The sequence below is a fragment of the Pseudomonas sp. genome (assembly GCF_051660785.1).
GTDB lineage: Bacteria > Pseudomonadota > Gammaproteobacteria > Pseudomonadales > Pseudomonadaceae > Aquipseudomonas.
Genome location: NZ_JBOFQE010000097.1, coordinates 43,972 through 61,573 on the forward strand (window position 1 = coordinate 43,972; position 17,602 = coordinate 61,573).

14 protein-coding genes and 1 pseudogene are annotated in these 17,602 nt (G+C 60.1%); 8 read left to right on the forward strand and 7 right to left on the reverse strand.

The window, feature by feature from the left end; translation table 11 throughout:
* Window positions 1–11: 11 nt before the first annotated feature.
* Together ACRC4F_RS27880 and ACRC4F_RS27885 are read left to right on the forward strand one after the other, a co-directional pair.
* Window positions 12–2,048, forward strand: a complete 2,037-nt coding sequence (locus ACRC4F_RS27880; RefSeq protein ID WP_438662236.1) for a sensor histidine kinase — start codon at window positions 12–14, stop codon at window positions 2,046–2,048.
* A gap of 3 nt (window positions 2,049–2,051) precedes the next feature.
* Window positions 2,052–2,633, forward strand: a complete 582-nt coding sequence (locus ACRC4F_RS27885; protein ID WP_438662237.1) for a cob(I)yrinic acid a,c-diamide adenosyltransferase — start codon at window positions 2,052–2,054, stop codon at window positions 2,631–2,633.
* A gap of 110 nt (window positions 2,634–2,743) precedes the next feature.
* Here ACRC4F_RS27885 and ACRC4F_RS27890 read toward each other — a convergent pair whose 3' ends face one another.
* The 4 genes from ACRC4F_RS27890 to secA form a co-directional block, all read right to left on the reverse strand.
* The gene (locus tag ACRC4F_RS27890) at window positions 2,744–3,694 is read right to left on the reverse strand and encodes a Nudix family hydrolase (RefSeq protein WP_438662238.1); all 951 of its coding nucleotides are present in this window, start codon (window positions 3,692–3,694) and stop codon (window positions 2,744–2,746) included.
* On the reverse strand, window positions 3,691–4,323 hold the full coding sequence (locus ACRC4F_RS27895) for a glutathione S-transferase family protein (RefSeq protein ID WP_438662239.1): 633 nt from the start codon (window positions 4,321–4,323) through the stop codon (window positions 3,691–3,693). The genes ACRC4F_RS27890 and ACRC4F_RS27895 overlap by 4 nt, the downstream gene beginning before the upstream one ends.
* A gap of 159 nt (window positions 4,324–4,482) precedes the next feature.
* Window positions 4,483–5,700, reverse strand: a complete 1,218-nt coding sequence (gene argJ, locus ACRC4F_RS27900) for a bifunctional glutamate N-acetyltransferase/amino-acid acetyltransferase ArgJ (protein WP_150633213.1) — start codon at window positions 5,698–5,700, stop codon at window positions 4,483–4,485.
* Between the two features lie 122 nt (window positions 5,701–5,822).
* The gene (secA, locus tag ACRC4F_RS27905) at window positions 5,823–8,558 is read right to left on the reverse strand and encodes a preprotein translocase subunit SecA (RefSeq protein WP_438662240.1); all 2,736 of its coding nucleotides are present in this window, start codon (window positions 8,556–8,558) and stop codon (window positions 5,823–5,825) included.
* A 307-nt stretch (window positions 8,559–8,865) separates the two neighbouring features.
* On the opposite strand from secA, the gene ACRC4F_RS27910 reads away from it, so the two are divergent.
* The gene (locus ACRC4F_RS27910; RefSeq protein WP_109634314.1) at window positions 8,866–9,321 is read left to right on the forward strand and encodes a DUF721 domain-containing protein; all 456 of its coding nucleotides are present in this window, start codon (window positions 8,866–8,868) and stop codon (window positions 9,319–9,321) included.
* Window positions 9,322–9,506: 185 nt separating this feature from the next.
* Here the strand turns inward: ACRC4F_RS27910 and ACRC4F_RS27915 are convergent, their stop codons facing one another.
* Window positions 9,507–10,994, reverse strand: a complete 1,488-nt coding sequence (locus ACRC4F_RS27915; protein WP_438662241.1) for a helicase HerA-like domain-containing protein — start codon at window positions 10,992–10,994, stop codon at window positions 9,507–9,509.
* A gap of 188 nt (window positions 10,995–11,182) precedes the next feature.
* Here ACRC4F_RS27915 and ACRC4F_RS27920 point away from each other — a divergent pair.
* The 5 genes and pseudogenes from ACRC4F_RS27920 to ACRC4F_RS27940 all read left to right on the forward strand — a co-directional run.
* Window positions 11,183–12,214: pseudogene (locus tag ACRC4F_RS27920) on the forward strand (HAMP domain-containing protein); the annotation flags it as partial.
* A 93-nt stretch (window positions 12,215–12,307) separates the two neighbouring features.
* Window positions 12,308–13,072 carry a methyl-accepting chemotaxis protein gene (locus ACRC4F_RS27925; protein WP_427701491.1) on the forward strand — a complete coding sequence of 255 codons (765 nt, stop codon included), beginning with the start codon at window positions 12,308–12,310 and terminating at the stop codon, window positions 13,070–13,072.
* 221 nt (window positions 13,073–13,293) lie between these two features.
* Entirely contained in the window at window positions 13,294–14,415 is a 1,122-nt protein-coding gene (locus ACRC4F_RS27930) for a glycosyltransferase family 4 protein (protein WP_438662242.1), read from the forward strand.
* Window positions 14,408–15,184: a DUF2334 domain-containing protein gene (locus tag ACRC4F_RS27935; protein ID WP_438662243.1), complete on the forward strand. Its 777-nt coding sequence runs from the start codon at window positions 14,408–14,410 to the stop codon at window positions 15,182–15,184. The genes ACRC4F_RS27930 and ACRC4F_RS27935 overlap by 8 nt, the downstream gene beginning before the upstream one ends.
* Window positions 15,181–16,176 carry a lysylphosphatidylglycerol synthase transmembrane domain-containing protein gene (locus ACRC4F_RS27940; protein WP_438662244.1) on the forward strand — a complete coding sequence of 332 codons (996 nt, stop codon included), beginning with the start codon at window positions 15,181–15,183 and terminating at the stop codon, window positions 16,174–16,176. The genes ACRC4F_RS27935 and ACRC4F_RS27940 overlap by 4 nt, the downstream gene beginning before the upstream one ends.
* Here the strand turns inward: ACRC4F_RS27940 and ACRC4F_RS27945 are convergent.
* Both ACRC4F_RS27945 and purU read right to left on the reverse strand, forming a co-directional pair.
* A complete protein-coding gene (locus ACRC4F_RS27945) occupies window positions 16,163–16,339 on the reverse strand; it encodes a hypothetical protein (RefSeq protein WP_438662245.1) in 177 nt (58 codons plus the stop codon). The two genes, ACRC4F_RS27940 and ACRC4F_RS27945, sit on opposite strands and share 14 nt — an antisense overlap.
* A gap of 86 nt (window positions 16,340–16,425) precedes the next feature.
* Window positions 16,426–17,274, reverse strand: a complete 849-nt coding sequence (gene purU / locus ACRC4F_RS27950) for a formyltetrahydrofolate deformylase (protein ID WP_438662246.1) — start codon at window positions 17,272–17,274, stop codon at window positions 16,426–16,428.
* Window positions 17,275–17,602: the final 328 nt, after the last annotated feature.

A 17,602-nucleotide genomic window follows, 5' to 3' on the forward strand; every position in this document is an offset into this window, starting at 1 on the left:
CGATGAACCTGATGCCATTGCGCCAGCGTCTCGAAAACCTTCCCGTCGGCCAGAAACTGCTGGCCGCCCTGCTCGTGCTGTTGATCACCATCCTGCTGGTCGCCAACCTGACCTTTATCAGTGCCGCGTACTACATCTCCCAGGAAAGCATGGCGCCCCAGGCGTTGCAGACCATCGGCCGACTGGTCTCTAACCCGAGCCTGGTGGCCGATGCCTTGAAGTCGCCGCAAAGTGCCGAACGCCTGCTTAACGAACTCAACAGTTATTCACCGCTGCGAGCGGCGGCCCTGTATGACGGCAAAGGTGAGCGCCTGGCGCAGTTGCAGCATGGCGACAAATTGCATCTGCCGGACCGTTATCGGCACATCGAAGCCTGGCAGGCCACCGAATTCCGCAGCAACCAGGTGATCACCCTGCCCCGCCCCGGCACTGCGCCGGGGCATCTGTTGTTGGTGGCCAGCAGCGAATTGCCGGTGGCGTTTTATACCGGAACCCTGACCGCCAGCCTCGGCATTCTGATCTTCAGTGTGTTGCTTTGGCTGGTGATCGCCCGGCAGATCAAACGCCTGATCACCCGGCCGATCCATCAACTCGAAGAGTTGTCCCGGCAGGTGACCCGCGAAGAGAACTACGCCCTGCGCGCTTCCCGTGGCAACCACGACGAAATCGGCAGCCTCGCCGAGGCCTTCAATACCATGCTCTCGCGAATTGAAGCCCGAGAGCAGCAGCTCAAGCGTGCCCGGGATGATTCCCAGGCGGCTTACGATCAGGCGCAAGGCCTGGCCGAAGAAACCCGCCACACCAATCGCAAACTGGAACTCGAAGTTCAGGTACGCAGCAAGATCGAGAAGAAACTCACCGGTTTCCAGAACTACCTCAACAGCATCATCGACTCCATGCCGTCGGCGCTGATTGCCCTTGACGAGCAACTCTACGTCACCCAGTGGAATCAGGAAGCCAGCGCCCTGTCCGGCACGCGTCTGGACGAAGCCTTGAACCAGCCGATCTTCCTCGCCTTCGAGCCACTGAAACCGTTTCTGCCGCAGCTCAAGCAAACTGTCGAGCAGCACACAGTGGCCAAGATCGAGCGCGTCACCTGGTTCAAGGACGATGAACCCAAGCATTACGCGCTGACGTTCTACCCGCTGATGGGCGGTGCCGGGCGCGGCGTGGTGATTCGCATCGACGACATCACCCAGCGCCTGTCGCTGGAAGAAATGATGGTGCAGTCGGAAAAAATGCTCTCGGTCGGTGGCCTCGCCGCCGGCATGGCCCACGAAATCAACAACCCCTTGGGCGCGATCCTGCACAACGTGCAGAACATTCGACGACGCCTGTCGCCTGATCTGCCGAAGAACCTTGAGCAGGCCGAGCAAGTCGGCATTTCCCTGGAGACGGTCAACCAATACCTGCAAGTGCGCGAAGTACCGCAGTTGCTCGATGGCATTCAACAGGCTGGCGCTCGGGCGGCGAAGATTGTCACGCACATGCTCAGCTTCAGCCGTCGCAGTACCCGGCAAATGGCGCCGTGCGACCTGCCGGCGTTGATCGATCAAGCGGTGGAAATCGCCGGTAACGACTTCGACCTGGCCATCGGTTTTGACTTCAAGGGACAGGCAATCATCCGTCAGTTCGACCCGGCGCTGGGCCCGGTGCCTGGCACGGCCAACGAACTGGAACAGGTGCTGCTCAACCTGCTGAAAAACGCCGCCCAGGCCATTCACCAACGTGAAGACGACAGCGAGCCAGGGCGAATCATCCTGCGCACGCGGCTGAATCCACCGTGGGCTGAAATTCAGGTCGAGGACAACGGCATCGGCATGAGCGAGAACGTGCGCAAGCGCACCTTCGAGCCGTTCTTCACCACCAAGGAAATCGGCCAGGGCACGGGCCTTGGTTTGTCGGTCTCGTATTTCATCATCACCAATAACCACAAGGGTCAGATGGAGGTGCAATCGACGCCGGGCCAGGGCACCTGTTTCACCTTGCGCCTGCCGCTGGCGGGCACTCCCGTCATCTCTCAAGAACTCAATCAGCTATCGAGGTAACCCATGGGCTTTCGCTTGTCGAAGATTTACACCCGCACCGGCGACAAAGGCGAAACCGGACTCGGCGATGGCCGCCGCGTGCCCAAGGACCACCCACGGATCGAGGCCATCGGCGAGGTCGATACGCTGAACAGCCAGGTGGGCGTGCTATTGGCCGGGCTGGCGGCGGAAAGTACTGCGTGTCCAGGTTTGAACGAGGTGATTGAGGTTTTGGCGCCCTGCCAGCATCGGCTGTTCGACCTGGGCGGCGAGTTGGCGATGCCGGTGTATCAGGCGTTGAATGCAGCGGAAATCGAACGGCTGGAAGCGGCGATCGATGTGTGGAATGAAGAGTTGGGTCCGCTGGAGAATTTCATTCTGCCGGGCGGTTCAGCGCTGATTGCCCAGGCCCATGTGTGCAGAAGCCTGGCGCGCAGTGCGGAGCGGCGGTGTCAGCAGTTGAATGGGATTGAGCCGTTGGCCGGGGTGGGTCTGGCGTACATCAATCGGTTGTCGGATGTGTTGTTTGTGGTGGCAAGGGTGATTGCCAAGCGTCAGGGGGTTGCGGAGATCTTGTGGCAACCAGCGGCGAAACCTCAGGAATAATCGGCGTGTCCGAGGACGCTATCGCCGGCAAGCCGGTCTCGCTCCCACATTGGATTTGTGTACACATCGATCCACTGTGGGAGCGAGCCTGCTCGCGATGAGGCCAGTGGCTACACCACAGAATCAGGCCAGAACGCCCGAATCCCCGCCACGCCTTGGGCGCCTGCCGCCCAAGCCTTCTGCTGTTCAGCCGGGCCAACACCACCCAACAAGAACACCGGCTTGCTGAAGCCTTCAATCAACACTGCAGCCTGCTCCCACCCCAATGGCTCAGCCCCAGGGTGAGTCAACGTCGGCTGCACCGGCGACAAGGTCACAAAATCCACGCCCATCTGCTCGGCCAACGCCAGCTCTTCAGCGTTGTGACAAGACGCCGCCAACCAGCGCGACGCCGGCAACGGTCGACCCGCTGCTGCGTATTTGCGCAACTGCGCGGCCGTGATGTGCCAGCCGGCGGACGGGAAGTCGCCCAGCCACTCGAACGGGCCCTTGATCATCAACTGCGCCTTGCCGGCACACAGACCCGCCGCATCCACCGCCAGGTCACGGTATTTCGGATCGTAACCGTTGGGCGCGCGCAGCTGGATCAACTTGATGCCACCGGCGATGGCTTTCTGGATACCGCGCAGCAAGGCCGGGGTTTCCAGGTCGTCAGGTGTAATCAGATATTGCGCAGGCAGACGTGCAGCCGCAACGATCGGCTGGTTGGCCGCCGGGAACTCGTAGTTCAGCAGATCACGCTGAGCCACCCATTCCAAAGGCTGGCCTTCGGCGCCATGGGGCTCGCCGGTGAAGGCCGAGACTTCCCAAACGTCCAGCAACACTTGCTTGTCCGGGTAGTCGTGGCGAACTTTGATTAACGGTCGCGCGGCGCTGACCACAATGCCCAACTCTTCGTGCAGCTCGCGAGCCAGGGCGGTTTCGACGGATTCGTCGTCCTCGACCTTGCCACCCGGAAATTCCCACAAGCCGCCCTGGTGCTGGGTGTCGGCACGACGTGCGATCAGGATCTTGCCACTGCTGTCACGGATGACGGCGGCAGCTACGTGTACTCGTTTCACTGTCCAATCTCCTCCAGACCGGCCTTCTGCCAAACCTTGAACGACGGCCATTGGTAGACGGTTTCAACATAGGCTTCGTCCGCTGCCGGCAACTTCACCTGATAGGTGCGCAGGCGCACGGCAATCGGTGCGAAGAAAGCATCGGCGAGGGTCGCGCCGCCAAACAGGAACGGACCGCTTTCAGTGGCGGCCTCGCGGCACTCGGCCCACAACGCCAGCATGCGTTCGATGTCCGCCTGCACCTCAGGCGGCATCGGCGACAGCGGTGCATCGCGGCTCAGGTCGAACGGCATGTTGCCGCGCATGGCAAAGAACCCGGCGTGCATCTGCGCACAGGCCGAACGTGCCTGGGCACGGGCGGCAGTGTCTGTGGGCCAGAGGCCGGCATCGGGGAATTGTTCGGCCAGATACTCGGCGATCGCCAGGGAATCGGCGATGGTGCCGTGCTCGGTTTTCAGCAGCGGTACTTTGCCGGTCGGCGAGTGCTTGAGCAGACGTTCGCGGGTGCCCGGCTGGTTCAGCTTGATCAGCTCTTCGGTGTACGGGGCGCCGGTGAGGTCAAGTGCCAGGGCGCCGCGCAGGGACCAGGAGGAAAGCAGTTTGTCGCCGATGATCAGGTGGAGGCTCATGTTCGGGACCTTTATATGAGGGAAGCAGGCCAGTCTTGCGGTGACTGACAGTCCGTCATCGCGGGCAAGCCGGTCTCGCTCCCACAATGGATCGAGGTGTACGCAAATCCAATGTGGGAGCGAGCCTGCTCGCGATTGCAGCGACTCGGTCTAAATCTATTACGTACGGTACTCGGCGTTGATCTTCACGTATTCGTGGGACAGGTCGGTGGTCCAGATGGTTTCGCTGCAATCGCCGCGGCCCAGTTCGATACGGATGGTGATCTCTTCCTGCTGCATCACCGCCGCGCCCTGGGCTTCGGTGTAGGTCGCGGCGCGAGCGCCACGGCTGGCGATGCAGACTTCGCCGAGGAACACGTCGATCTTGCTCACGTCCAGGTTCGGCACACCGGCACGGCCGACGGCAGCGAGGATGCGGCCCCAGTTCGGGTCGGAAGCAAACAGTGCGGTCTTGATCAGCGGCGAGTGCGCCACGGTGTAGCCGACGTCCAGGCATTCCTGGTGATTGCCGCCGCCGTTGACTTCGACAGTCACGAACTTGGTCGCGCCTTCGCCGTCGCGCACGATGGCCTGGGCCACGTCCATGCACACTTCGAACACGGCTTGTTTCAGCTTGGCGAACAACTCACCACTGGCGGAGGTGATTTCCGGCAGTGCAGCCTGACCAGTGGCGATCAGCATGCAGCAGTCGTTGGTCGACGTGTCGCCGTCGATGGTGATGCGGTTGAACGACTTGTTCGCGCCATCTAGCAGCAGGTTTTGCAGCACGTCGCGGGACACTTTGGCGTCGGTGGCGATGTAGCCGAGCATGGTTGCCATGTTCGGACGGATCATGCCCGCACCTTTGCTGATGCCGGTGACGGTGATGGTCACGCCGTCATGCTGGAACTGGCGGCTCGCTCCTTTTGGCAAGGTGTCGGTGGTCATGATGCCGGTGGCGGCTGCTTCCCAATTGTTCACCGACAGATCATCAAGAGCCGCTTGCAACGCGCCTTCAATCTTCTCGACCGGCAGCGGCTCGCCGATCACGCCGGTGGAATACGGCAGCACCAGGCTGGCATCAACCCCGGTCAATTCAGCCAGTTTGGCGCACGTACGCTCGGCGGCGGCCAGACCCGGTTCGCCGGTGCCGGCGTTGGCATTGCCGGTATTGGTCAGCAGGTAACGCACCGGGCCTTGCACGCGTTGTTTGGCAAGGATCACCGGAGCGGCGCAAAACGCGTTCAGGGTAAACACGCCCGCGACGGTGGAGCCTTCAGCGCAGCGCATGACCACGACATCCTTGCGCCCCGGACGCTTGATGCCGGCCGAGGCGATACCGAGTTCAAAACCGGCAACCGGGTGCAACGTTGGCAAAGGACCAAGACCAACAGCCATGAATGCGCTCCTTAATAAATGATGTCAGCACCGCTTTCAGGAAGAACGGTGGTGTAAATGGCAAAACGCCGCGACGGCTGATGCCGGTCGCGGCGCGGGTATTTCAGCGTATGAAACGGGTTTTACTGGATCTGCCCGTGGCAATGCTTGAATTTCTTGCCCGAACCGCAGTAGCACAGTTCGTTGCGGCCCAGCTTCTGCTCGTTGCGAACCGGTGCAGTGGCGAGGGCTACATCGACCTCTTCACCGAGCAGTTCCGGTTGTTCAAGACCTGGTGCTTCAGCGTGCTCGAACTGCATGCGCGCCGCCAGTGCCTCGGCTTCCTGACGCAGGCGTTGCTCTTCTTCGATCGGATCTTCGCGGCGAACCTGAACGTGCGACAGCACACGGATCGAATCGCGCTTGATCGAATCCAGCAGTTCGGAGAACAGCGTGAACGACTCACGCTTGTACTCTTGCTTCGGGTTCTTCTGGGCGTAGCCACGCAAGTGAATGCCGTGACGCAGGTGGTCCATGGTCGACAGGTGGTCTTTCCACAGGTCGTCCAGCACGCGCAGAACGATCTGCTTCTCGAAGGTGCGCAGCGCGTCGGCGCCAGCCTGGTCTTCTTTCTCGTTGTACGCAGCGATGAGTTCCTGCATCAACTTCTCGCGCAGGGTCTCTTCATACAGGTGATCGTCTTCGTCGAGCCATTGCTGGATCGGCAGCGCCACACCGAAATCGCTCTGCAACGCCGCTTCCAGACCGGCCACGTCCCACTGCTCAGGCAACGACTGCGGTGGAATGTGAGCGCTGACGGTCGCGCTGAGTACGTCCTGACGGAAATCGGCGATGGTTTCACCGATATTGTCGGCAGCCAGCAACGTGTTACGCATGTGATAAATCACTTTACGCTGTTCGTTGTTGACGTCATCGAACTCGAGCAGTTGCTTGCGGATGTCGAAGTTACGACCTTCAACCTTGCGCTGGGCCTTCTCGATGGCGTTGGTCACCATGCGGTGCTCGATCGCTTCACCGGACTGCATGCCCAGGGCCTTCATGAAATTCTTCACCCGGTCAGAGGCGAAGATACGCATCAGGCTGTCTTCCAGCGACAGGTAGAAGCGGCTGGAACCGGCGTCACCCTGACGACCGGCACGACCACGCAACTGATTGTCGATACGGCGCGATTCGTGACGCTCGGAAGCGATCACCTGCAGGCCGCCCGATTCCAGCACTTGCTGGTGACGTTTCTGCCAGTCGGCCTTGATCTGGGCAATCTGCTCAGGGGTCGGGTTTTCCAGGGTCGCGACTTCCACTTCCCAGTTGCCGCCCAACAGGATGTCGGTACCGCGACCGGCCATGTTGGTGGCAATGGTCAGCGCACCCGGACGACCGGCCTGGGCAATGATCTCGGCTTCTTTTTCGTGGAACTTGGCGTTCAGGACCTTGTGTTCGATGCCTTCCTTCTGCAGCAGCGCAGACATGTGCTCGGACGTTTCGATGGTTGCCGTACCCACCAGCACCGGACGGCCCAGGGTCATGCATTCCTTGATGTCATTGATGATCGCCGCGTATTTCTCTTCGGCGGTCAGGAACACCAGGTCGTTGTAATCTTTACGCGCCAGCGGTTTGTTCGGCGGGATAACCATCACCGACAGACCGTAGATCTGGTGGAATTCGAACGCTTCGGTGTCCGCGGTACCGGTCATGCCGGACAGCTTGTTGTACAGACGGAAGTAGTTCTGGAACGTGGTCGAGGCCAGGGTCTGGCTCTCGGCCTGGATGTTCAGGTTTTCCTTGGCTTCGATGGCCTGGTGCAGGCCTTCGGACAGACGACGACCCGGCATGGTACGACCGGTGTGTTCGTCGACCAGGACAACCTGACCGTCCTGCACGATGTATTCGATGTTGCGATTGAACAGCTTGTGAGCACGCAGACCGGCATAAACGTGGGTCAGCAGACCGAGGTTATGCGCCGAATACAGGCTCTCGCCTTCAGCCAGCAGGCCGACGCGGGTCAGCATGTCTTCGATGAACTGGTGACCGGCTTCGTTGAGTTCGACCTGACGGGTCTTCTCGTCGACGGTGTAATGGCCGGCCTTGGTGACTTCGCCTTCCACTTCTTCGACGTGCAACTGCAGCTGCGGGATCAATTTGTTGATCTCGATGTACAGCTTGGAGCTGTCCTCGGCCTGACCGGAAATGATCAGCGGGGTACGAGCTTCGTCGATGAGGATGGAGTCGACTTCGTCGATCACGGCAAAATTGAGTTCGCGCTGGAATTTTTCTTCCATGCTGAACGCCATGTTGTCGCGCAGGTAGTCGAAACCGAATTCGTTGTTGGTGCCGTAGGTAATGTCGGCAGCGTAAGCCAGGCGTTTCTCTTCCGGTGGCTGGAAAGGCGTGACCACGCCGACCGTCATGCCGAGGAATTCGTAGAGCGGACGCATCCAGTTGGCGTCACGGCGGGCCAGGTAATCGTTCACCGTCACAACATGCACGCCCTTGCCGGACAGCGCGTTGAGGTAAACGCCCAGTGTTGCCACCAGGGTCTTGCCTTCACCGGTACGCATTTCCGCGATCTGGCCTTCATGCAAGGTCATGCCGCCGATCAGCTGGACATCGAAGTGGCGCATACCCATGACGCGCTTGCCGGCTTCACGGGCGACCGCAAAGGCTTCGGGCAGCAGCTTGTCGAGGGTTTCCCCTTTGGCGATGCGGGCCTTGAACTCATCTGTCTTGGCACGCAATTGATCGTCCGAAAGGGCCACCATTTGCTCTTCGAAGGCATTGACGAGTTGCACCGTCTTGAGCATGCGTTTGACTTCACGCTCGTTCTTGCTTCCAAAAAGTTTCTTTAACAAAGGCGCAAACATATCGGCAGGATCTTCCACACTAAAGGGATGGAGGGCGGCCCCGTGAGTCGCCCGTGCAGCCCTCATGGCCGCATGCGAACGAGCATTCTACCCGGAAACGATGGTGAGGAAAGTGGCGTTATTCCACGATGCATGCACTGCGCTGTAACGGGGCTCACTTAAAATAAGGGCTTTTTGCGCAACTTCAAGCCATCAACGGCAGAAGTTACTCGTTGATTTAATGGGTAAAGCGCTCGCAAAGCAATGGGTCGGGTGCAGGTGCTGCTTTCTGCTACCATGGCGGCTCTGTTACTTCAGGTGTCTGATCATGGCATTTCGCCCTCTCACGGCCAGAGCACCCGCCGTTCTGCTTCGCGAAGCCAAACCGCTGAAAGCCATCTTTGGCCATGCTCAACGCCTGGGTCATCTGCAACGCCTGCTCGAAAGCCAATTGCAGCCTGCTGCGCGCGAGCACTGCCATGTGGCCTCGTGGCGCGAAGGCAGTTTATTGCTGATCGTGACTGACGGTCATTGGGCCACCCGCCTGCGTTATCAGCAAAAACGTCTGCAACGCCAATTACAGATGTTTGATGAATTCGCCAGCCTGACGCGTATTTTGTTCAAAGTGCAGCCACCCACGGTTCAGCAAGGGGCGGCAGGGCATACCATCAGTTTGTCGACGGACGCGGGCGCGACCATTCAGGCCACGGCCGATGGCATCAGCGATCCGAATCTGCGGGCGGCGCTGGAACGCCTGGCGGCGCACGCCAAACCGAAGGAATGACATAGACCCCCTGTGGGAGCGAGCCTGTGGCGAGGGGATTTATCCCCGTTGGGCCGCGAAGCGGCCCTGCTCTTTATAGTCCAACCGCATGTAATGGGTTGACGTCTGCTTCGCAGCCGAACGGGGATAAATCCCCTCGCCACAAGGCTCACTCCCACATTGAGCCGTGCTCACTCGAGATCCGGTTATCGGCGTTTGCTGCCGCCGAGTAGCGAGCCCATCAGACCGCGTACCAGCTGTCGGCCCAATTGATTGGCCGCCTGGCGCATCGCCGATTTCAGCGCCTGCCCCGCCGCCGTGCCGAGGAACTCCCCAGCCTTGTCGGTGAAACTTGGCTCTTCGGCCGCCGGTTTGCCTGGAACAGCATCAGGCTCTGGGGCCAGCCCTTTGCGGCCCATCAATATTTCATACGCCGATTCCCGATCAACCGGTTTGTCATACCGCCCCTTGAACGGCGACCCGGCGATCAGCATCGTGCGTTCGGTTTCGGTCAACGGCCCGATCCGCGATTGCGGCGGTGCGACCAATACCCGCTGGACCATCTCCGGCGTGCCCTTGTCCTGCAAGGTGCCGACCAGCGCCTCACCGATCCCCAGCTCAGTCAGCACCGACAACGCATCGAATGCCGGATTAGGCCGGAAGCCCTCCGCCACCGCGCGCAGGGACTTTTGCTCCTTGGCGGTGAAGGCGCGCAAACCGTGCTGGATACGCAGGCCGAGCTGGGCCAGTACGTCGTCCGGCAAATCGCCCGGCGATTGGGTGACGAAATACACGCCCACGCCTTTGGAGCGAATCAGCCGCACCACCTGCTCCAGACGGTCCTGCAACGCCTTGGGCGTGCCGGCAAATAATAAATGCGCTTCGTCGAAAAACAGCGCCAGCAGCGGTTTGTCCGAATCGCCACGCTCCGGCAGTTGCTCGAACAACTCAGCCAGCAGCCACAGCAAGAACGTCGCATACACCTTCGGCGCTTCGTGGACCAGACGACTGGCGTCCAGCAAGTGAATGCGCCCACGCCCGTCCGCCGTCGGCTGCAGAATGTCTTCGAGTTGCAGTGCCGGTTCGCCGAACAGCGCTTCGGCGCCTTGTTGCTCCAGAGTCGCCAGACGCCGTAACAGTGCCTGACTGGAACCGGTGGTCATCAACGCCGCGTCGTCCCCCAGCAATTCGGGGTTATCGCGCAGGTGATTGAGCAGCGCCTTCAAATCCTTGAGGTCCAGCAGCAACAGCCCCTCGCGGTCCGCCACCTTGAAGGCGGCATACAACGCCGACTGCTGACTGTCGGTCAACTCGAGCAGGCTGCCGATCAGCAACGGGCCCATTTCGCTCAAGGTTGTGCGCAATGGATGGCCGGACTGACCGTGAATGTCCCACAAGGTGACTGGATAAGCCGCAGGCTTGTGGTTCAGCCACGGCATCCCGGCGATTCGCTCGGCGACCTTGCCTTGAGGGTTGCCAGCGGCGCCCAGGCCACACAGGTCGCCCTTGATGTCTGCGGCAAACACCGCCACGCCAGCGTCGCTGAACGCTTCGGCCAGGCGCTGCAATGTGACGGTTTTCCCGGTCCCGGTAGCGCCCGCGACCAGGCCGTGGCGGTTCGCCAGGCGCATGGCCTGGGAGACAGGTTGGCCGGTCAGGTCGGCGCCGATAACGAGTTGCGATGAGTCAGGCATTTTGTCACCCATGGTTAATCTTTGATCCTGCACGGCCGATACAAACAGTTGTGAGACCAATCCGAAAATAGCGTCGGTAATTCCCTAAGGAGAGGATGGAAATATCAGCTTTTTTTCAACATTGCCCATTTAGCGTGCCTTTATAAAAGCACGCTCAGGACATTAAGACCTTAGCGGAACCCCAAGCCATGAACAAAAACCTGCGCTTCAGCCATAAAATTTTGCTTGCCGCCGCTCTCATCGTCATTGCCGCCTTCGCCTCGTTCACACTGTACAACGACTATCTACAGCGCAACGCCATTCGCGAAGACCTGGACAATTACCTCAATGAGATGGGAGACGTCACTGCCAACAGCATCCAGACCTGGCTGGCCGGTCGCATCCTGCTGATCGACAACCTCGCTCAAAACATAGCCGTCAATGCTGAACAGTCCAACGTCGCCAGCCTGCTTGAGCAGAAAGCCCTGACCTCGACCTTCATGGCGTCCTACCTGGGCGATGCCACGGGCGCCTTCACGATTCGTCCGGACGCCAAAATGCCTGCCGGCTTCGATCCACGGGTTCGTCCTTGGTACAAAGGCGCCGAAAGCAGCAGCACGGCGACCCTGACCGAACCTTACATCGATGCGGCCACCGGCCAGACCATCATCTCCATCGCCACCGCCTCGAAGAAGGCCGGACAAAGCGTCGGCGTAGTGGGCGGCGACTTGAGCCTGCAAACCCTGATCGACACCCTCAGCGCCCGTGACTTCGACGGCATGGGCTATGCCTTCCTGGTCAGCGCCGACGGCAAGATCCTGGTGCACCCGGACAAAGCCCTGGTGATGAAGTCCCTCGGCGAGGCGTACCCGAAAAATACCCCGCGCATCAGCAGCGACTTCAGTGAAGTAGAAGTCGACGGCAAGACCCGCATCGTCACCTTCACTGCGATCAAAGGCCTGCCATCGGTCAACTGGTACATCGGCCTGTCAGTCGATAAAGACAAAGCCTTCTCGATGCTCAGCGAATTCCGCGCCTCGGCAGTTGTTGCGACCATCATTGCAGTGGCGATCATCATCGCGCTGCTGGGCATGTTGATCCGCATCCTGATCCAGCCGCTGCACGTCATGACCCGCGCCATGGAAGACATCGCCGACGGCGAAGGCGACCTGACCAAGCGCCTGACCATCGTCAACAACGATGAATTCGGCGTCCTCGGCACCGCGTTCAACCGTTTCGTGGAACGTATTCATACCTCGATCCGCGAAGTGTCCTCAGCCACTGGCCAGGTCAACGAAGTCGCGCTGCGTGTGGTCGCCGCGTCCAACTCCTCAATGTTCAACTCCGACCAGCAAGCCTCGCGCACCAGCAGCGTGGCTGCGGCGATCAACCAACTCGGTGCCGCCGCCCAGGAAATCGCCCGCAACGCCGCCCAGGCGTCCAGTCAGGCCAGCGATGCACGCAGCCTTGCCGAAGACGGCCAGCAAGTGGTGGATCGCAGCATCAAAGCGATGAATCAACTGTCGAGCATGCTCAGCGCGTCGAGCACCAACATCGAGTCGCTGAACAGCAAAACCGTGAACATCGGGCAGATCCTTGAGGTGATCACCAGCATCTCCCAGCAAACCAACCTGCTGGCGCTCAACGCCGCCATCGAAGCGGCCCGCGCCGGTGAAGCCGGACGGGGTTTTGCGGTGGTGGCTGACGAGGTGCGTAACCTGGCGCATCGCACGCAGGAATCGGCGCAGCAAGTGCAGACCATGATCGAAGAGCTGCAAGTCGGCGCTCGTGAATCCGTCAGCACCATGAGCGACAGCCAGCGCCACAGCCAGGACAGCGTGGAAATCGCCAACCTGGCGGGCGAACGCTTGAACAGCGTGACGTTGCGCATCGGTGAGATCGACGGGATGAACCAGTCGGTGGCGACGGCGACCGAGGAACAAACGGCGGTAGTGGAGTCGATCAACGTCGACATTACCGAGATCAACACGCTGAACCAGGAAGGGGTGGAGAATTTGCAGTCGACGTTGCGGGCTTGCTCGGATCTTGAGCAGCAGGCGGCGCGTCTGAAGCAGTTGGTGGGCAGTTTCCGGATATAAGCTGCTTTCACTGGCCCCATCGCCAGCAGGCTGGCTCCCACATTTGATCTTCACTCGACACAAATCTTGTGTCCGGCAAAGATCCACTGTGGGAGCTAGCCTGCTGGCGATGGCGGTCTGTAACACACCGCAAAAACCTCGCTGATCCCCCCGCCACAAAACCCCGACCGAACATCTATCCTTCATAAAGGTCAACCAAGGGAGAACAACGGACCGGAGGGATGCTCATTGTGCATATCGCGGACATAACCATGTTCTACGCCCCTGCCAGCGGAGGCGTGCGCACGTATCTGGATGCCAAGCACCGTCGCCTGAGCATCAAGCCAGGCATTCGCCACAGCCTGCTGATCCCGGGGGCACACCTGAGTGAACAGGATGGCGTCTATACCGTTCCGGCCCCGGCCCTGCCTTTCGGCAAGGGTTATCGTTTTCCTCTCCGCCTGGCGCCTTGGCGAAATGTCCTGCACGACTTGCAGCCCGATCTGATTGAAGTCGGCGACCCTTACCTCACCGCATGGGCGGCTCTGGACGCACGCCGGCAACTGGATGTGCCAGTGATCGGGTTTTATCACTCGGACCTGCCGCTTCTGGTCAGTAACCGCATGGGCACGTGGGTGACCCCGAACGTCGAAGCCTATGTCAGAAAGCTGTACGGCAACTTCGACCGGGTTCTGGCACCGAGCCAGATCATGGCCGACAAGCTGACCGGTCTTGGAGTAAAGAATGTGTTTGTGCAACCGCTGGGCGTTGACCTGCAAACGTTTAATCCGGGAGCAAGGGACAGCGGCTTGCGAGCTGAATTGGGCATCGATGAAAATACCCATCTGCTAATCTTCGCCGGCCGCGGCTCCAAGGAAAAAAACCTGCCGGTCCTTCTCAGTTGCATGAAGCGTCTCGGGCCTCGTTACCACCTGCTGCTGGTCGGCTCGTCGATGCCCGCTGTGGTGCCGGACAACGTTACCGTCATCGAGGAGTTCTGCCCGGCCACGCAAGTCGCGCGGTTAATGGCCAGCGCCGACGCGTTGCTGCATGCCGGCGATCAGGAAACCTTCGGCCTGGTGATTCTCGAAGCCATGGCCAGCGGCATTCCGGTGGTGGCGGTGGCTGCGGGAGCTTTTCAGGAAATCGTGACCGATCAATGCGGCCTGCTCTGCGCGCCGAATAATCCGCTGGCGATGGCCAATGCGGTGCGCGAGCTGTTCACTCAAGATAGCGCCGCCCTGGGCAAACGCGCCCGCAGTCATGTCGAACAGCATTACGCCTGGGACACCGTGGTCAACAGTCTGTTAGGTCACTATCACGCTGTTCTCGGCAGCCAATGGCCGAAGACCGCCAATGGTTGAGCCCATGAACCCGCCCTGTCTGTTACTCGTGTTGCACGACGTTGCGCCGCAAACCTGGGCCGACTACCAGCCTTTTGTCGAAGCCGTCGACGCCATGGGCGAGGTACCCATGACCTGGCTGGTGGTGCCGAACTTTCACAAGCACAACGACCTGGACGAACATCCGGGATTCAGACGCGTGCTCACCCGCCGGGTCGCCCGAGGTGACGAACTGGCCTTGCACGGCTACTTTCATTGCGATGAAGCCCCACCTCCCAGCAATCCCAGAGACTGGTTCATGCGCCGGATCTACACCCACGAAGGCGAGTTTTACAGCCTGTCCCAAGCCGCCGCCCTCGCCCGCCTGCGGGCCGGCATCGAAGTGTTCAATCGTTATCACTGGCCGTTGCAAGGCTTCGTCGCTCCGGCCTGGCTGATGAGCGAAGGCACCCGCCAGGCATTACGCCAGTTGCCGCTGAGCTACACCAGCGACCCACAGCATCTCTATCGTCTGCCGGATTTCACTGCCATCGATGCGCCGGGGCTGGTCTGGAGTGCGCGCAGCGCCTGGCGCCGGGGCCTGTCGAAACTGGTCAGCGATCAGCGTGAACAGCGTTGGCGGCAAGTGCCGGTGATTCGACTCGGCCTGCACCCGGTGGACATGCGTCACGGGTTTTCACGCCATTACTGGCTGCAAACCCTAAAGCGTTTGCTCGATGAGGGGCGCGTGCCGATGACCAAGGCCCAGTGGCTTTCGCTGCACAGTGACCGTCTCGGTCGCGCCGCATGAGCCGGGGAATACTGCTGTTTATCGCCCTGCTCGCGGCGGTGCTGATTCCGTTGTTGCTGGGCGGCAACGAGACATGGTCACGACTGCAAAACTTTCCGCTGAATGAATTGCTGATCATGTTCGGCATGATCTTGCTGTGCTGGGGAGTGAACACCTTACGCTTGCGCCTGTTGCTGGGTGATCAGCGCGACAAGGTGGGCCGGGTCAAAAGCCTCGGCGTGGTGATGGCCGCCGAGTTCGCCTATTGCGCCACACCCGGCGGCAGCGGCGGACCGCTGACCATCATGGCGCTGCTGGCGCGTAACGGCGTGCGTCCGGCAAGGGGCAGCGCAGTGTTTGCGATGGACCAACTCAGCGACCTGCTGTTTTTTCTCTGCGCGTTGAGCGGGATTCTGATTTATGCGTTGTTCCAGCACCTCAGCGAACGCCTGGAATGGCTGCTGATCGTCAGCGCCGTCTCGATGTTCGGCGGGTTGCTCAGCTGCGTGGTGGTGGCGCGCTACCATCGACTACTGATTCGCTTGAGCGGGCGACTGCTCGTTCGCCTCAATGTCCAAGGCACCACACGCCTGCGCTGGGCGCGTAAGCTGCTGCACTTCCTGGCGGCGTTCACTGACACGCTGAAGCTGCCGGTCCTGACGTTGATCAAGGTGTTTGCGCTGACCTGCGTGCATTGGCTCCTGCGGTACAGCGTGCTGTATCTGGCGTTGCGCGGGCTCGGGGCGGACCTGCAGTGGGCCTGGTGTTTCCTGATCCAGATGCTGTCGCTGAGTGCCGGGCAATTCAGCCTGTTACCGGGCGGTGCCGGCGCGGCGGAATTGACATCGGCGGCGCTGCTGGCGCCCATGGTGGGGAAATCCACCGCCGCCGCGGCGATTCTGATCTGGCGGGCGGTGACGTATTACTTTTACCTGGTGGTGGGTGGGCCGGTGTTTTTGCTGATGCTGGGTCGGCCATTGCTCAAGAAGCTGATGAAGTTCAAGCAGGCTTAGGCATGTCTTCAGGTTCTTGCTGCAACTGGTCCCACAGCTCGGCGGCACCGGGAAACTCCGTGCCATCCTCGGGGCTCATGTCATCCGGGTCGTAGCGACTCAAGCAGCCCTCCCCCAACGTGGCGGGGGCTTTGGAGGTGGCTTTGTCGAGTGGATCGGCCATGGTCATGTCCTCAGTGCAGAAACGGCGAAGGGCCTGAGGCGATTGAACGCCCAGGCCCTTCGAATTTCAACCGTGTTGTGCAGGTATCAGAACACCACGGTCTTGTTGCCATGCACCAGCACCCGGTCTTCCAGGTGATAACGCAGACCACGGGCCAGCACCATTTTCTCGACGTCACGACCGAACCGCACCATGTCTTCGATGCTGTCACTGTGGCTGACGCGTACCACGTCCTGCTCAATGATCGGACCGGCGTCCAGCTCTTCGGTCACGTAGTGGCAGGTCGCACCGATCAACTTCACGCCACGCATCGACGCCTGGTGATACGGCTTCGCGCCGACGAACGACGGCAGGAAGCTGTGGTGAATGTTGATGACCTTATGTGCATATTCGCTGCACAACTCAGGCGGCAGGATCTGCATGTAACGGGCAAGTACCACCACTTCGGCATCGTGCTGTTTGACCAGGCGCGAAACTTCGGCGAAGGCCGGCTCTTTGTCCTGTGGATTGACCGGCACATGGTAATAAGGAATGCCGTGCCACTCGACCATGCTGCGCAAGTCATCGTGGTTGGAAATCACGCAGGAGATTTCGCAGTCCAGTTCATCACTGTGCCAGCGGTGCAGCAGGTCGGCCAGGCAGTGGGACTCACGGCTGGCCATCAACACGACACGCTTTTTCTGCGCGGTGTCGGTAATGCGCCAGTTCATCGAGAACTCTTCGGCAATCGGTGCAAACGCTTCGCGAAAGGCTTCAATACCGAAAGGCAGCGAATCGGCACGAATTTCGTGACGCATGAAGAACCAGCCACTCTGATTGTCCGAGTGATGGCTCGCTTCAGTGATCCAGCCGTTATGTGACGCCAGAAAGTTACTGACTTTAGCAACGATGCCGACGCGGTCCGGGCAAGCAATCACCAGCCGAAAAGTGCGCATGAGGGGGAAACTCCAGAACTTCGCAAAGGCCGCCATTCTAGCGATTGCGCAGCAAAACTGCAGTATTGATGACACATCGACCTGCTCGCGGGTCGGTGGAACAGGTTCCGGCAGCACCTTGCCACCCGCGCGATGGTGTTCTTGTAGTCAATCTTCAAGCATTCAATTGTGAATATCTGTGATGACTGCGTCACACTTTTAACTCTGCCTTCAATGGGTGCCCTATTCATCGCAACTAATTTAAGTAAAACACCGGTTAAATGTTTACTTGATGAAACACCCTGACTATTATTGCGGCACTGTCACCCTGCCATCCAGCGCCCAACAT

Coding starts and splice junctions, on each gene's coding strand:
- ACRC4F_RS27880 (WP_438662236.1), top strand. CDS start 12: ATGCCATTGCGCCAGCGTCTCGAAAACCTTCCCGTCGGCCAGAAACTG.
- ACRC4F_RS27885 (WP_438662237.1), top strand. CDS start 2,052: ATGGGCTTTCGCTTGTCGAAGATTTACACCCGCACCGGCGACAAAGGC.
- ACRC4F_RS27895 (WP_438662239.1), bottom strand. CDS start 4,323: ATGAGCCTCCACCTGATCATCGGCGACAAACTGCTTTCCTCCTGGTCC.
- argJ (WP_150633213.1), bottom strand. CDS start 5,700: ATGGCTGTTGGTCTTGGTCCTTTGCCAACGTTGCACCCGGTTGCCGGT.
- secA (WP_438662240.1), bottom strand. CDS start 8,558: ATGTTTGCGCCTTTGTTAAAGAAACTTTTTGGAAGCAAGAACGAGCGT.
- ACRC4F_RS27910 (WP_109634314.1), top strand. CDS start 8,866: ATGGCATTTCGCCCTCTCACGGCCAGAGCACCCGCCGTTCTGCTTCGC.
- ACRC4F_RS27915 (WP_438662241.1), bottom strand. CDS start 10,994: ATGCCTGACTCATCGCAACTCGTTATCGGCGCCGACCTGACCGGCCAA.
- ACRC4F_RS27925 (WP_427701491.1), top strand. CDS start 12,308: ATGTTCAACTCCGACCAGCAAGCCTCGCGCACCAGCAGCGTGGCTGCG.
- ACRC4F_RS27930 (WP_438662242.1), top strand. CDS start 13,294: ATGCTCATTGTGCATATCGCGGACATAACCATGTTCTACGCCCCTGCC.
- ACRC4F_RS27935 (WP_438662243.1), top strand. CDS start 14,408: ATGGTTGAGCCCATGAACCCGCCCTGTCTGTTACTCGTGTTGCACGAC.
- ACRC4F_RS27940 (WP_438662244.1), top strand. CDS start 15,181: ATGAGCCGGGGAATACTGCTGTTTATCGCCCTGCTCGCGGCGGTGCTG.
- ACRC4F_RS27945 (WP_438662245.1), bottom strand. CDS start 16,339: ATGGCCGATCCACTCGACAAAGCCACCTCCAAAGCCCCCGCCACGTTG.
- purU (WP_438662246.1), bottom strand. CDS start 17,274: ATGCGCACTTTTCGGCTGGTGATTGCTTGCCCGGACCGCGTCGGCATC.